The 14,200-nt window shown below is 45.6% G+C and carries 12 protein-coding genes, 1 rRNA gene, 1 riboswitch and 1 other annotated feature; of the genes, 7 read left to right on the plus strand and 6 right to left on the minus strand.

From position 1 onward, the window contains the following. A 16S ribosomal RNA gene (locus ACFQ4A_RS06995) occupies positions 1-213 on the minus strand; the annotation flags it as partial. A gap of 695 nt (positions 214-908) precedes the next feature. On the opposite strand from ACFQ4A_RS06995, the gene ACFQ4A_RS07000 reads away from it, so the two are divergent. Next, complete coding sequence (locus ACFQ4A_RS07000) at positions 909-1,655, plus strand: hypothetical protein (protein WP_382398957.1); 747 nt, start codon at positions 909-911, stop codon at positions 1,653-1,655. A 47-nt stretch (positions 1,656-1,702) separates the two neighbouring features. On the opposite strand, the gene leuS is transcribed toward ACFQ4A_RS07000, so the two are convergent. After that, positions 1,703-4,117: a leucine--tRNA ligase gene (gene leuS / locus ACFQ4A_RS07005; protein ID WP_382398959.1), complete on the minus strand. Its 2,415-nt coding sequence runs from the start codon at positions 4,115-4,117 to the stop codon at positions 1,703-1,705. A gap of 127 nt (positions 4,118-4,244) precedes the next feature. After that, positions 4,245-4,460 (minus strand) — a binding site (T-box leader). A 126-nt stretch (positions 4,461-4,586) separates the two neighbouring features. On the opposite strand from leuS, the gene ACFQ4A_RS07010 reads away from it, so the two are divergent. Then, on the plus strand, positions 4,587-5,156 hold the full coding sequence (locus tag ACFQ4A_RS07010) for a tRNA (mnm(5)s(2)U34)-methyltransferase (protein ID WP_382398961.1): 570 nt from the start codon (positions 4,587-4,589) through the stop codon (positions 5,154-5,156). 18 nt (positions 5,157-5,174) lie between these two features. On the opposite strand, the gene ACFQ4A_RS07015 is transcribed toward ACFQ4A_RS07010, so the two are convergent. Beyond that, on the minus strand, positions 5,175-6,245 hold the full coding sequence (locus ACFQ4A_RS07015; RefSeq protein WP_382398963.1) for a tetraprenyl-beta-curcumene synthase family protein: 1,071 nt from the start codon (positions 6,243-6,245) through the stop codon (positions 5,175-5,177). A gap of 82 nt (positions 6,246-6,327) precedes the next feature. On the opposite strand from ACFQ4A_RS07015, the gene ACFQ4A_RS07020 reads away from it, so the two are divergent. Then, on the plus strand, positions 6,328-6,849 hold the full coding sequence (locus ACFQ4A_RS07020) for a gamma carbonic anhydrase (RefSeq protein ID WP_382398965.1): 522 nt from the start codon (positions 6,328-6,330) through the stop codon (positions 6,847-6,849). Between the two features lie 91 nt (positions 6,850-6,940). On the opposite strand, the gene metK is transcribed toward ACFQ4A_RS07020, so the two are convergent. Further along, positions 6,941-8,146 (minus strand): methionine adenosyltransferase, encoded by a 1,206-nt coding sequence (gene metK / locus ACFQ4A_RS07025; RefSeq protein WP_382398967.1) that lies wholly within the window; start codon positions 8,144-8,146, stop codon positions 6,941-6,943. 124 nt (positions 8,147-8,270) lie between these two features. Continuing rightward, a riboswitch (SAM riboswitch) is annotated at positions 8,271-8,377 on the minus strand. Positions 8,378-8,578: 201 nt separating this feature from the next. Here metK and pckA point away from each other — a divergent pair. The 4 genes from pckA to ACFQ4A_RS07045 all read left to right on the plus strand — a co-directional run bounded on the left by pckA (position 8,579) and on the right by ACFQ4A_RS07045 (position 13,008). Then, positions 8,579-10,168: a phosphoenolpyruvate carboxykinase (ATP) gene (gene pckA / locus ACFQ4A_RS07030; protein ID WP_382398969.1), complete on the plus strand. Its 1,590-nt coding sequence runs from the start codon at positions 8,579-8,581 to the stop codon at positions 10,166-10,168. Between the two features lie 229 nt (positions 10,169-10,397). Then, entirely contained in the window at positions 10,398-11,399 is a 1,002-nt protein-coding gene (locus ACFQ4A_RS07035) for an ABC transporter substrate-binding protein (protein WP_382398971.1), read from the plus strand. A gap of 3 nt (positions 11,400-11,402) precedes the next feature. After that, a complete protein-coding gene (locus ACFQ4A_RS07040; RefSeq protein ID WP_382398973.1) occupies positions 11,403-12,212 on the plus strand; it encodes an ABC transporter ATP-binding protein in 810 nt (269 codons plus the stop codon). Then, on the plus strand, positions 12,202-13,008 hold the full coding sequence (locus tag ACFQ4A_RS07045; protein WP_382398975.1) for an ABC transporter permease: 807 nt from the start codon (positions 12,202-12,204) through the stop codon (positions 13,006-13,008). Before ACFQ4A_RS07040 ends, ACFQ4A_RS07045 begins: the two co-directional genes overlap by 11 nt. 12 nt (positions 13,009-13,020) lie before the next feature. Here ACFQ4A_RS07045 and ytkD read toward each other — a convergent pair whose 3' ends face one another. Together ytkD and ACFQ4A_RS07055 are read right to left on the minus strand one after the other, a co-directional pair. Next, a complete protein-coding gene (gene ytkD / locus ACFQ4A_RS07050; protein ID WP_382398977.1) occupies positions 13,021-13,503 on the minus strand; it encodes an RNA deprotection pyrophosphohydrolase in 483 nt (160 codons plus the stop codon). 7 nt (positions 13,504-13,510) lie between these two features. After that, entirely contained in the window at positions 13,511-14,101 is a 591-nt protein-coding gene (locus ACFQ4A_RS07055) for a hypothetical protein (protein ID WP_382398979.1), read from the minus strand. Positions 14,102-14,200 lie beyond the last annotated feature (99 nt).

A 14,200-nucleotide genomic window follows, 5' to 3' on the forward strand; every position in this document is an offset into this window, starting at 1 on the left:
TTCATGCGAAGAGATATATTATCCGGTATTAGCTCGCGTTTCCACGAGTTATCCCGATCTTACAGGTAGGTTGCCCACGTGTTACTCACCCGTCCGCCGCTCGTTCCACAGGCATCACCCCCGAAGGAGTTCTGCCTGCTTCCCGCGCTCGACTTGCATGTATTAGGCACGCCGCCAGCGTTCGTCCTGAGCCAAGATCAAACTCTCCAATAAAAGCATGGAGGTCAAAAAAGTCCGGTGAAAAGGACGCATCGCATTTCGTCGTTGGCTTACTTTTCCGCTGCTCATGTATTAAAAGCATACACTCCGCTGCTCAAAGCTGCGCCGCCTCGAACTGCTCGGTCCTTTCCATCCTCCTTTTTGACTCGTATTTAATAAGATTGACACCGATCAATCTTATGCATATCTTAGCTTCAAAAATTGATACAGGGTTTCGAAGTCTTCTGCCGAAATCAACACGGCTTTCAACTTCTTAACCTGACATCTGTTTCAGGCTGGTTGTTTTGTTCAGTTTTCAAGGAGCAAATTCAATGTCGCCTCTCGAAAAGCGACTTAACTAATATACCATCTATCAAGAACAAAGTCAACACTTTATTATCTTTAAATTCTTGTTAAAAGANACTTTTTCCGCCTTCATCAACGATTGATTATTTGTTAGCTGTTTTTCAGCAGCAAGAACAATAATACTACCGTAAAAAACGAAAGTCAATAACCCTTTAAAACAAAAATTAAGTGACTCGGTGGTAATTAATTCCTCATCCTAGTGGAACCAAGTCGTTTTACTTTCCCAGCCATCGCAGGTTAGCTAAAGCAGCTAGTGATTATATTGCCTACATCCCTGTAACGTCTCAAATGTATAAGCCTTTACACGATCGCAAAAGCTAAAAGCATATTTGAGGTGATGGCGAATGACCATTTTTATGATAGTCGGACTGCTGACAGGTCTGTTCACTCCGATAACAGCTGCAGCAGAGGAGAACAACGATTCATCTCCACAACAGCTAAAGGTATATCAGGAAGATGTAACAGGTGATACCGCTAAGGAAACGATAAAGCTGTATGGGACATCATTGGCTCCCGACTCGGATTATTATGCCGACATCTGGGCCACCATTTCAATAAGTGACGAAGCGGAATGGGAGATTCCATATGAAGGCGGCTACGAACCTGAGATTCAATTTTATGATCTGAACCATAATGATGTGAATGACCTGCTTTATCAAAGTGCGACCGGCGGAAGCGGTGGTTTGTATCATTATCATTTGCACACATTTGAACACGGACAATTAAATGAAATACCTTTGCCTGAACAGGAATCTGTTAAAGGGGAATTCAAAGATGGTTTTCAGGTTGCGATTCAAATCGACCACGAGCAAAAACCAGCTATTGTTGATGTATCGAATCGATCATCGGAATATGTCCGGTTGGGCATTTATGATGAAAACGGAAAGTTGCTTGACAAGACATCGCCAATGATTGCTCCAATCGCATTCTTTGAGCCTGTTAAAATCAGTGACCGTAAAGGGTATGGGCTGAAAAGCTATCAACAGATCAGTGGTGCCTACCGGGCTGATCAATTAGGAACAGTGGAAACGCTTTGGTATTACGAAAATGATCAATGGCTTATTTTAAAAACCGAATGGTTACCGTCTTAATGAACAAAAGGATCTCGGCCGCATGTTACGGCGAGATCCTGTTCAGTTTAGTTAGCAACGATGTTCACCAGGTTCCCTGGGATCACAATCACCTTGCGAATCGTTTTTCCTTCAAGCAGTTCCTGAATACGTTCATTTGCCAGTGCCTGTTTCTCAAGTTCCTCTTTTGATATATCTTTTGCCACGTTCATTTTGGCACGAACCTTCCCCATTATCTGCAAGGCAATCTCAATTTCATCCTCCACTAATTTTGACGCATCATACACCGGCCAACTTTCATACGTAATCGAGTCTTCATGACCGAGCAACTCCCACAGTTCTTCAGCTATATGCGGTGCAACCGGTGAAAGCATTTTGACAAATCCCTCGATATACGTTTTCGGAATTTCATTTGCCTTATAGCTTTCATTTATAAACACCATTAGCTGGGAAATACCCGTATTAAAATGGAGTTGCTCAAAGTCTTCCGTTACTTTCTTGACGGTTTCATGGTAAACCTTATCCAATGATGTGTCTTCACTGTCTGTTGCGATCTTTTCAGACACTTCCCTGTTCTCATTGACGATCAAACGCCATATTCGGTCCAGGAAACGTCGGGATCCGTCCAAACCATTGGTTGACCAGGCAACGGCTGCATCGAGCGGTCCCATAAACATTTCGTAAAGACGCAATGTATCAGCACCATGTGATGTGACAATATCATCAGGATTTATCACATTCCCTTTAGATTTACTCATTTTTTCATTGCCTTCCCCGAGAATCATACCCTGATTGAACAGTTTCCGGAATGGCTCTTTTGTCGGAACAACACCAATGTCATACAGGAATTTATGCCAGAAACGCGCGTATAGCAAATGAAGCACCGCATGCTCGGCACCGCCAATATAAATATCAATCGGCAGCCACTGTTTAAGTGCTTCCGGATCGGCCAGCTGTTCCGGATTGTTCGGGTCAATAAACCGTAAAAAGTACCAGCAGCTGCCGGCCCACTGCGGCATGGTATTCGTTTCACGGCGACCCTTCATACCAGTTTCCGGATCAACGACATTGACCCAGGCACTGGTGGCAAGCGGTGATTCGCCTGTTCCGGATGGTTTAACCTCATCCAATTCCGGCAATTCCAGCGGTAAATCCTTATCCGCTACAGCACTCATGGAACCGTCCTCCCAGTGGATTATCGGGATCGGTTCACCCCAATAGCGCTGGCGGGAGAAAAGCCAGTCACGGAGACGATAAGTCACTTTACCGGTCCCTCTTCCATTTTGCTCTAGCCAGTCAATCATTTTAGTAATCGCTTCATCAGTCATCAGACCATTTAAAAAGTCGGAATTGACGTGCTCGCCGTCATCAACATGTGGTTCCCCGGAAATATCACCACCGGCAACAACTTCTTTAATCGGCAGCTCAAATTTTTGCGCAAATTCATAGTCCCGTTCATCATGTCCCGGAACTGCCATGATAGCCCCGCTGCCATAGCTCATCAGAACGTAGTCAGCAATCCAGATCGGCATTTTTTCATGATTGACCGGATTGATGGCGTATGCCCCGGTAAAGGCGCCCGTTTTCGCTTTAGCTAAATCGGTCCGTTCCAGATCTGATTTCGTTTCAATTTCTTTTAAATAGGCCGCCACTCTGTCACGTTGTTCAGCTGAAGTGATTTTTTTCACGAGTGGATGTTCCGGTGCGAAGACAGCATAGGTTGCGCCGAATAATGTGTCCGGACGTGTCGTGAAAGCTGTAAATTGTTCATCATGTCCGTCGATGTCAAATGTGATTTCCGCACCTTCAGAACGGCCGATCCAATTGCGCTGCATGTCCTTAATACTTTCCGGCCAGTCCAATTCATCCAAATCGTCCAAGAGCCGGTCGGCATAATCGGTAATTTTCAGCATCCACTGTTTCATCGGCTTACGGATAACCGGGTGGCCACCCCGTTCGCTTTTGCCATCAATCACTTCTTCATTCGCCAGAACGGTTCCAAGTGCCGGGCACCAATTGACCGGAACTTCATCCATATAGGCAAGCCCTTTTTCATAGAGCTTTTTGAAAATCCATTGGGTCCATTTGTAATAATTCGGATCAGTGGTATTAATTTCACGATCCCAGTCGTAGGAAAATCCAAGTTCCTTAATTTGTCGCTTAAACGTGGTAATATTGTGATCGGTGAATGCAGCCGGGCTGTTGCCAGTATCAATTGCATATTGCTCCGCCGGCAAACCGAATGCGTCCCACCCCATTGGATGCAGCACTTCATACCCTTGCATCCGTTTCATCCGGGAAAAAATATCAGTTGCGGTATAGCCTTCAGGATGCCCGACATGAAGCCCCGCCCCTGATGGATAGGGGAACATATCAAGCGCATAAACTTTTTCCTTTTCTGAGAATGTATCGGTTTTGAATGTTTTATGTTCAGCCCAGTAATGCTGCCATTTTTTTTCGACTTCCTGATGGTTGAAACTCATATTTTTGCCTCCTGTTATTCATTTTTGACGATGTCTTTTATATCGATACGCTGTTAATTTTTATGGCTGATTTCAGTTCAAGACGCTCGATCAAGCCAGGTTATATAGAAAAAACTCCCCATCCCAAAAAAGGGACGAGAAGTTTATCTCCCGCGGTACCACCCAAATTAACACAGCAGTCAGTGCTCACTTGTTACCTTAACGCGGGATCTACGGCAAAGACTACTGGTGTTCATCTTTGCAACTTAAAGGTGAGTTCACAAACTTTCAGGGACAGTTTTCACCAGCCACTGCCTCGCTTTGCCTGAGAGAGTTTATTACTATTCCTTTTCATAGTCGTTCATTCCTATATATGTTGCAGTTTATCCAATGTCCGGCGTTTTGTCAAGATATGACAGAGCCCATTCTTTCCAACCGTTCAATTTTCATGCTAAAATAAGGAAAGATAGATAAAGGAGCACATACAGCTATGCTAAAAGGAATCATCAACTACTCACATTATTTAATGAAAGAAGCCGTTCAAGAAGGGGACACGGTCATCGACGCCACATGCGGAAACGGGCATGACACGGTTTTTTTAAGCCGGCTCGTTGGAACAGAAGGACATGTATTCGGTTTTGACATTCAGGCGGAGGCCATTGCCAATACACGAAAATTGTTGACACACATCGGTTTAACGAACACGACCCTCATAAATGACAGTCACAGTAACTTCCTGCACCATATGCCGGTTGACAAACTGACCCGGCTGGGCGGGGCCATTTTTAATCTTGGCTACCTTCCGGGCAGCGACAAATCTGTCATAACCCGGAGCGAAACAACCATATTGGCCATCGAAGGCATTGTGTCACATCTGAAGCAAAACGGCATCATTGTTCTCGTTGTCTATCATGGCCATGAAGGCGGCGATAAGGAGAGGGAGGAACTTATGCGCTATGTCCGCCTGTTGGATCAGCACCAGTATCACGTTTTATATTATGGTTTTATCAATCAGAAAAACGATCCCCCGTTCATTCTGGCTATCCAAAAACGGCATTAACACACTTGAAACCCGGGTTTACGCCCGGGTTTTTTTGAATCGATGATAAAACTTCGTGTTCCAGTGGAAAAAACGCGCCTTATACCCGCTCAGTTGCAGTAAATCACAGGCCATTTCAGGACCGCCGTCAAGCCGACGCACTTTGGGATCGCCTAGGTAAAGACCGACCAAACCGTGGTAAACCATCTCATGAAAGCGGCGATCAGGCAGTTTTTGAACCCGGTCGTCAGTCTGACTGATAAAATAAATGAGCCGCTTTTTCAAATGGGCCTCATCGTCGTAATAGCTGCAAAAATTCAAATCACCCTCAATGCTGTCTTCCTGCTGATCGATATAATAATCCAACAAAATATGCAACCCCTGCATAAACGGGAAATAGCTTTCTTTTATTTGCTGTGCCAACTCCCCCGTGATCCGCCCACCTAATGCATATGAAACGAGACAAAAAATCCCCAGTGTCGACCCGGCAGCCGCCGAAAACTCGTACCAATACAACGATGAGTCATTGGCATTCACCTCATACCAGTTAACAAGCCTCGGAATCCGTTCTTCCGCTTTGACATGTTTGTAGACCTGCAAGTCGCTGTACAACTGCCCAAGTTCCTGTAAGTGTTGCCGGATAAGATCGTATGAATCCAGCCGCCGCATCGTTTGCTGACACGTGCGGACAAGGTCGGCCAGATACTCTCCGTCGCGCTGTTCTAATCGGAAGGCGTAATAATGTTGTATCGGGTTGTCGTGGCTCAGCGCATCAGCCATCGATTCATGCAGCAGGCGAAAATCATCCGGGTCAAGTGACGTGCTCCGGTCACACAAGTTGTCCAGGTAGTCACTGATCGTCTGGTAGGCAACAATAAACCGGATTGCTTCTCGCCACCTGTACCCGGCAAGCAGTGCATATACCGCACCGCCCAAACAGTGAAACCTTTTTGATTCGATACTCGCAAGTGCCTGCTGCTGCAATTCTTCATCCGGTATCGCGTCAGCCCGCTTTTTCCAGAAGGCCAATTCTGTATGGACAGCCGGGAAAATTTTGCGATAGACAGCTGCCATTAATGTAACAGGGGTCTTCGGTATGCTGTATGCCAACAACCATTCCTCCGATCATTCGATACAAGCGAGAAAAATTTGCTATACTACTTATATCATCATATTTTAAAGGGGGATTCAAATGATTCAGTCATACAAAAATAAAACACCCGACATTCACCCATCGGTTTTTATTGCCCATGATGCCGACGTCATTGGCGATGTCATCATTGATGACCAATCAAGCATCTGGTTTAAAACCGTCATTCGCGGCGATGTAGCGCCAACGCGGATCGGGAAAGGCGTTAATATCCAGGACCTGTCCCTTGTCCATCAAAGTCCGAATATGTCGGTAACGATAGAAGATCACGTGACAGTCGGCCACCAGGTGACGCTGCATGCATGCACCATCCGCCAAAACGCCCTGATCGGCATGGGGTCGATCATTCTGGATGGGGCGGAAATTGGTGAGCATGCCTTTATCGGTGCCGGCAGTCTTGTCCCACCCGGCAAAACAATCCCGCCCCGCACACTTGCCCTCGGAAGGCCCGCCAAAGTCGTCCGGGATTTAACGGAAGCGGATTATCAGGAAATGGCACGTGTTTATCAGTCATATATCGAGAAAGGGCAATACTATCTAAAGCTGACAGGTTCTTTTGATTGAACTGGTCAATTGATTACGATTATCACCGCTTCATATATCGTTCAGGTCATGTCAAAAAAGATGCGGAATCAGCCGCATCTTTTTTGATTCGTCACGATTCAGTTTTTACCAGTGCCTGTAATTCATCCACCTTATCCGTTTTTTCCCACGGGAAGAGCGTATCTGTTCGGCCAAAATGCCCATAGGCAGCCGTATTTTTAAAGATCGGCTTTTTCAGATCAAGCATCCGGATGATCCCGGCCGGACGAAGATCAAATGATTTCCTAATAGCGTCCACAAGTGCGTCTTCACGCACATCTCCCGTGTTAAATGTATTAACGGAAATCGATACCGGTTCGGCCACACCAATCGCATAGGCCAGCTGCACTTCACACGTTTTGGCCAGTCCGGCTGCGACAATGTTTTTGGCAACGTAACGGGCCGCATAGGCTGCCGAGCGGTCAACCTTCGTATAGTCTTTTCCGCTGAACGCCCCGCCGCCGTGACGGGCATAGCCGCCATATGTGTCAACGATGATTTTCCTGCCTGTTAAGCCTGCATCGCCCTGGGGGCCGCCGATCACGAACCGGCCTGTCGGGTTAATGATATAGTTGGTCGTTTCGTTCAGCAAGTTTGCCGGCACGACAGGTCGGATAACATGCTCGATCAGATCCTGTTCAATTTGTTCTGTCGTTATATCCTGATGATGCTGGGTGGAGATAATAATCGTATCAACGCCAGCAGGTATCCCGTGTTCATCATAGTCAATCGTGACCTGTGTTTTGCCGTCGGGACGCAGGTAATCCAGAACATTATCCTTTCGCACATCTGCCAGACGTTTTGCCAACTTATGAGCTAGTGAAATCGGCAGCGGCATCAGTTCCGCCGTTTCGTCACAGGCAAAACCAAACATCAATCCCTGGTCTCCTGCCCCAATTGAGGCAATTTCTTCGTCACTCATTTTTCCCTGACGTGCCTCCAGCGCTGTATCAACACCGCCGGCAATATCAGGGGACTGCTCGTCAATCGCTGTGAGTACGGCACACGTTTCCGCATCAAACCCGTATTTTGCCCGGGTATACCCGATATCTTTAATCGTTTGCCGGACGATCGCTGGGATATCCACATATGTCGTTGTGGTGATTTCACCCGACACCAGCACCAGGCCTGTTGTGACAGTTGTTTCACAGGCAACACGGGCATTCGGGTCTTTTTTTAAAATCTCGTCCAATATCGCATCTGAAATCTGGTCACAAATTTTGTCCGGGTGGCCTTCTGTAACCGATTCAGATGTGAATAAACGCCGTTTTACAGCCATGTGGCCATGTCCTCCTTAAGTATATGGTACGGAACTCTTTTTCAGTCTATTATTGCAATCAATTAACGTCTTAAAAAACAAAAAACCTTTCCTGCACAGTGAGGAAAGGGTTCGAGGCCTTTCACTCTTATTGTTCAAGGTTGAGCCCTTGCACCAGATTAGCACCTTTTCACAGACGTGATGGTTGCTGGGCTTCATCGGGTCTGTCCCTCCACCAACTCTGAATAAGAGAGTATCCGTTCGCAAATAATCGTAACGAAATCCGTATGGGATGTCAACTTTTTCATCGGACCGGCGTCACATTGCCAAAAAAAATTCATATGATTAAATACAAAAATAGTATGGACTAATTTATTAAATGTGTTATACTAATATCAAATTTACATGATCAGGTTATTTTTGATTGAATCCATTAAAAGGTAGGTATTGAAAATGAAAACAAAGGAAGATGCATTGTTAACGCAGGACCTGCTTACCCACCATAATATACAAACCAATTTAACTGTACCGCAGTTAGTCGAAAAAATCCTGTCACGTCATGAGGGTATCTTGAGTGCCACTGGCGCAGTGTGTGCAACGACTGGGGAGTACACCGGCCGTTCACCAGACGATAAGTTTATCGTCCGTGATGATGTCTGTGATGAATTGGTTAACTGGGGCGATATCAATCGTTCCATCGATGAAGCTTCTTTTGATAACCTGCTGGAAAAGGTAACGGCCTACTTGCACGATAAAAAGGAACTATTTCACTTCAAGGGATTTGCCGGGGCTGATCCAAACCACCGGCTGCCGATTGAGGTCATTAATGAGTATGCATGGCACAATCTGTTTGCCCGTCAACTGTTCATCACGCCGACGGATGACGCATTCAGAACGCACCGTTCCGAGTTCACCGTTATATCCGCTCCGACGTTCAAAGCCGACCCGGTAATTGACGGTACGAACTCTGAAACGTTTATTCTGATTTCCTTTAAAAAACGGATTATTTTAATTGGCGGAACCGAATATGCAGGCGAAATCAAAAAATCTATCTTTTCCGTTATGAACTACCTTCTGCCTCAAAAAGATATTCTATCCATGCATTGTTCGGCAAACGTGGGCCAGGAAGGGGATGTCGCCTTATTCTTCGGTCTTTCCGGCACAGGCAAAACAACGCTATCCGCTGATCCGTACCGGCGACTGATCGGTGATGACGAACATGGCTGGAGTCCAAACGGCATATTTAATATCGAAGGTGGCTGCTATGCGAAATGTATCAACCTGTCGCAAAAAAAAGAACCGCAAATTTACAATGCGATCCGTTTCGGGTCCGTGCTGGAAAACGTGATCCTTGATAAAGCATCACGTGAACCAGACTATGACGACACATCGCTAACGGAAAATACACGGGCAGCTTATCCGCTGGAAAATATCGATAACATTGTCAAACCAAGTGTTGCCGGTCATCCAAATGCAATTATTTTCCTGACGGCTGATGCATCAGGCACGTTGCCGCCAATCAGCAAACTGACGAAAGAACAAGCCATGTACCATTTTCTGAGCGGCTATACAAGCAAACTAGCCGGGACCGAGCGCGGGGTAACCCAGCCGCAAGCAACCTTTTCCGCTTGTTTTGGTTCACCATTTCTGCCGCTGGCACCGTCCACGTACGCTGAAATGCTTGGTGACAAAATCGATCAATTTAATTCGAGTGTCTTTCTCATCAACACCGGCTGGACCGGCGGATCATTCGGCACAGGTGAACGGATCAAGCTTTCCTACACACGGGCAATGATCCATTCCGCACTGGAAGGTGAACTGAACAATATTGAGTCAGTGACCGATGATATTTTTGGACTGGAAATCCCGTTGCACGTTCCAGGCGTCCCTGATGACGTGCTGATACCAAAAAATACGTGGGCGGATAAAAAAGCCTACGAAACTGAGGCACAGGCCCTTGCCGTGAAATTTCACAGCAACTTCAACAAGTTCACCAAGGCAAGTGAACAGATCCGAAACGCCGGCCCGGTGTATAAAGGGTAATTCAGCAACAATTTTGATTCCTCATCCCAAAAGGATTTAACATATGAAGAAAATACAGCCAGCTTTGATCTGGCAACCGGTCCCTTGTATGGCGACCGGTTTTTTTATTCCTTCCGCCGACTTCTGGCATCCGGTAACCATCCTCCATATAGGCATTCACACATTTTTTAAACCCGCATAATATGACGACATAACGGAACACAACTCTTATGTGAAAGGAACGAATACTATGAAGAAGCGTTTCGGTATTGCTTTGCTGGGTTGTCTTTTGCTTATATTCACAACAGCCTGTGGTGCCGGCAATGACAAAACCACCCTTCAATTGGCTGAAGTGACACGCTCCCTGTTTTATGCACCACAATACGTCGCGATTGAGAAAGGCTTTTTTGAAGACGAAGGGATTGATATCGAGCTGCAGACAACGTGGGGCGGTGACAAAACCATGACGGCGCTATTGTCCGGCGGAGCGGACGTGGCCCTTGTCGGATCTGAAACATCCATTTATGTCCATGCACAAGATTCCAAAGATAAAGCCATCAATTTTGCCCAGTTAACACAGACGGATGGTACATTTCTGGTTGCTAAAGAGCCAAAGCCTGATTTCACGTGGGACGATATCAAAGGAAGTAAGTTTCTTGGTCAGCGTGTAGGTGGCATGCCGCAAATGGTCGGCGAATATGTCCTGAAACAACACGACATTGATCCGCATGGTGATTTAAACCTTTTACAAAATATTGATTTCGCCAACATACCAGGTGCTTTTTCATCCGGTGATGCCGAATATGTGCAATTGTTCGAACCAACGGCCAGTACATTCGAACAAGAGGGTGAAGGCCATATTATTGCCTCGTTTGGTGAAGAATCTGGAAGTGTCCCCTATACAACATTTATGACGAAAGAAAGCTTTCTGAATGAAGATGAAGAAACCGTCAAACGGTTTACAAAGGCAATCCACGAGGCACAGCGGTGGGTTGAAGCGCATAGTGCAAAAGAGATTGCTGACGTGATTCAGCCATATTTCGAAGACACAGAAAAGGAAATACTGGCATCTTCCATTGACCGATACAAGAACCAGGGATCTTTCGCATCAGACCCAGTGCTTGATAAAGACGGATGGAACAACTTAAAAGCTATTATGGATGAAGCCGGCGAACTGCCAGAAGATGTTCCGTATGAAGATCTTGTCAACACAACCATTGCTGAGGAAGTCATTGGTAACGAAGGAGGATAACCCATGTCATTTCTTACCTTGGATCAGGTTTCACACCATTATTTTTCCAAAAAAGCCTATACAAAGGCACTCGACAACATTTCATTTTCGGTTCAAGAAGGCGAATTTGTGGCACTGCTCGGGCCAAGCGGCTGTGGTAAATCAACCATCCTTTCCATTATTGCCAGGATTTTCGACCATACGGCAGGAGAGATTTACGTAAACGGCCAGCCACTTCATCGGGCCCGGCCGAATATTGGCTATATGTTGCAGCAGGACTATTTATTCCCATGGAAGACCATTATTGATAATATTATGATCGGTCCAAAAATCAGTCATGATCAGTCCAAACAAACGCGGGATAGAGCAGCTGAAATGCTCAGTCAGGTCGGTTTATCCGGCATTGCCGACGATCATCCTGATTCACTTTCCGGCGGGATGCGGCAGCGTGTCGCGCTTGTCCGCACACTAATCACAAACCCGGAGATCCTGTTGTTGGATGAACCGTTTTCCGCCCTCGATTATCAAACCAAATTAAAGCTGGAAGACCTGGTCTGGGATCTGCTGCGTCTGTACAACAAAACGTCCATTCTAGTCACCCATGATATCGGTGAAGCCATTGCCATGAGTGATCGGATCCTAGTGATGGCTGCCAATCCGGGCGCCATTGCTAAAACGTTTGAAGTACCGCTGGAACTCCGGCACGAAAAGCCATTTCTGGTACGGCGTCATCCAAAGTATCAAGTCCTATTTGACAAAGTCTGGGAAGAATTAACTAAAAATGAAGACGGATCACAGCAGACAAAGGTGGTGGAATCCTCACATGACATATAACAATGATGACTATTTGTATAAACATTATTTGGAAAACCAGAAACGTGAAAAGCGACTGGTTTCAGCCTGGCAGATCATCATCCTCATTTCTTTTTTTGGCTTTTGGGAGTTAGCCAGCCGGATGAGTTGGATTGACCCGTTAATCTTTAGCTCACCATCGGAAGTGTGCATGGTCCTGGTAGAAAAATTTTCAGATGGATCAATGCTCACCCATCTCCAGATTACCCTGTTTGAAACCATTCTTGGCTTTATGATCGGTACGGTTCTTGGCATTGTGATGGCTGCGATTTTATGGTCATCCGAGCGGTTTTCCAGCATTATGGATCCTTATCTGGTCATCATGAACGCGATGCCCAAAGTTGCTCTTGGACCAATTATTATTGTCGCCATGGGGCCGGGCTATTTATCAATCATTACCATGGGAGCCATTATCTCAGTCGTGATTACGACTCTGGTCGTTTATTCCGCGTTCAGGGAAGTTGACCCTAACTATATTAAAGTGTTAAAAAGCTTCAAGGCCACACGGGGGCAAATGTTTAAGGAAGCCATTTTTCCGGCTGCCATCCCGACAATGATTTCAACATTAAAAGTGAATGTCGGCCTGTCCTGGGTAGGTGTTGTCGTCGGGGAATTCCTTGTGTCCAATGAAGGGTTGGGCTATTTAATCGTTTATGGCTTCCAGGTATTTGACTTCTCACTCGTCATGTCCAGCTTGATCCTCATTTCCATTTTTGCCGCATTGATGTACAAAATCGTCGAACGTATCGAAATGTTTTTGATTAAGCATACACGGTAAAAGAATCGGCTGTCATAGCCGATTCCGTAACGCTTCGTTTACAATAAACGCCATCGCGTGCGTCAACACATCATCTTTCATAATAAAACTGTACGCCTTGTTATGTTTCACATCGCGGGGGATTCGTGTCAGTTCACACGGGCCTTCCGTCTCATAGTAAGTTTCCTGTACAGCCAGTTCCCCGATTTCCGCAAAATAGACGTTCTTGACAATTGTTTCACTTTTGCCGACAACAAGATACTGACCGATATATTGGACGGTTTCCACGATTCCCCCGGTTTCCTCCTTCACTTCCCGGATTGCTGCATCCCTGGCTGCTTCATTTTCCTCGACTTTGCCACCCGGGAATTCAAGACCCCGTTCCTTATGTCTGGTTAACAGCCATTTATGCTTATACCGGCAAATCACCCATACATGTTTCGGACTCTGGGAAAACGGGTGATCCGCAAACGATAATGTTACCTCATTACGATAATAGTCCGTGAATCTGTACATGATAGTTTCAACTGCTTTCATCTTTTGCTGATTTGTTAGAATGGTTAATATTGGTTATAGACCACTGATCATTATCCCATGAAAACTCAATTGACACCGTATAAGTGCCATATAAATCGGTTGTGTTTTTCTGGACAACTTCCACGGTCCCAGCATCTTTACGTATCATATCATAGTCATGATTTTCGTGAAACCATGGCGGTGTCTCGGTCGGTTTCAGATATAAGCCGTCGGACGCTTCGTGAAAATAAAATTGAACATAATCAGATGCCACATCTTTTGTTGTTATGTTTTCAAATTCCTTTAATACCGCCTGCTTGGTGTCAAAATGAATCACTTTATTAGCCTCATCCGTTTCCTGTAGGATCATGTCCATAAACTGATCGGTTAACTTGACGACTTTGGCATGTGACAGCTCATGTTTAACATTTTCTTTTTCGGCTAAATCGTGTTCTGAACCATTTACTTCTCCCACTGAATGGCTTTTATCCTGCTCGGCCAATACGGCCGGTTCGGTTGCTGGATGAGCGATATACGATATGAGTGATATAATTCCCATTACAAAGCTTACATTCACGATACGCTTTTTACCTGTCATAACGAATCTCCCTTCAGTATAATTTATAAGCTTCTTATTAATATACTATTCCTCTTTTTTTGACTGCATTAAACCATTTGAAAAACTTGCGGGCGTCCT

The organism is Lentibacillus salinarum (assembly GCF_042679865.1).
Classification (GTDB): Bacteria; Bacillota; Bacilli; order Bacillales; family Amphibacillaceae; genus Lentibacillus; species Lentibacillus salinarum.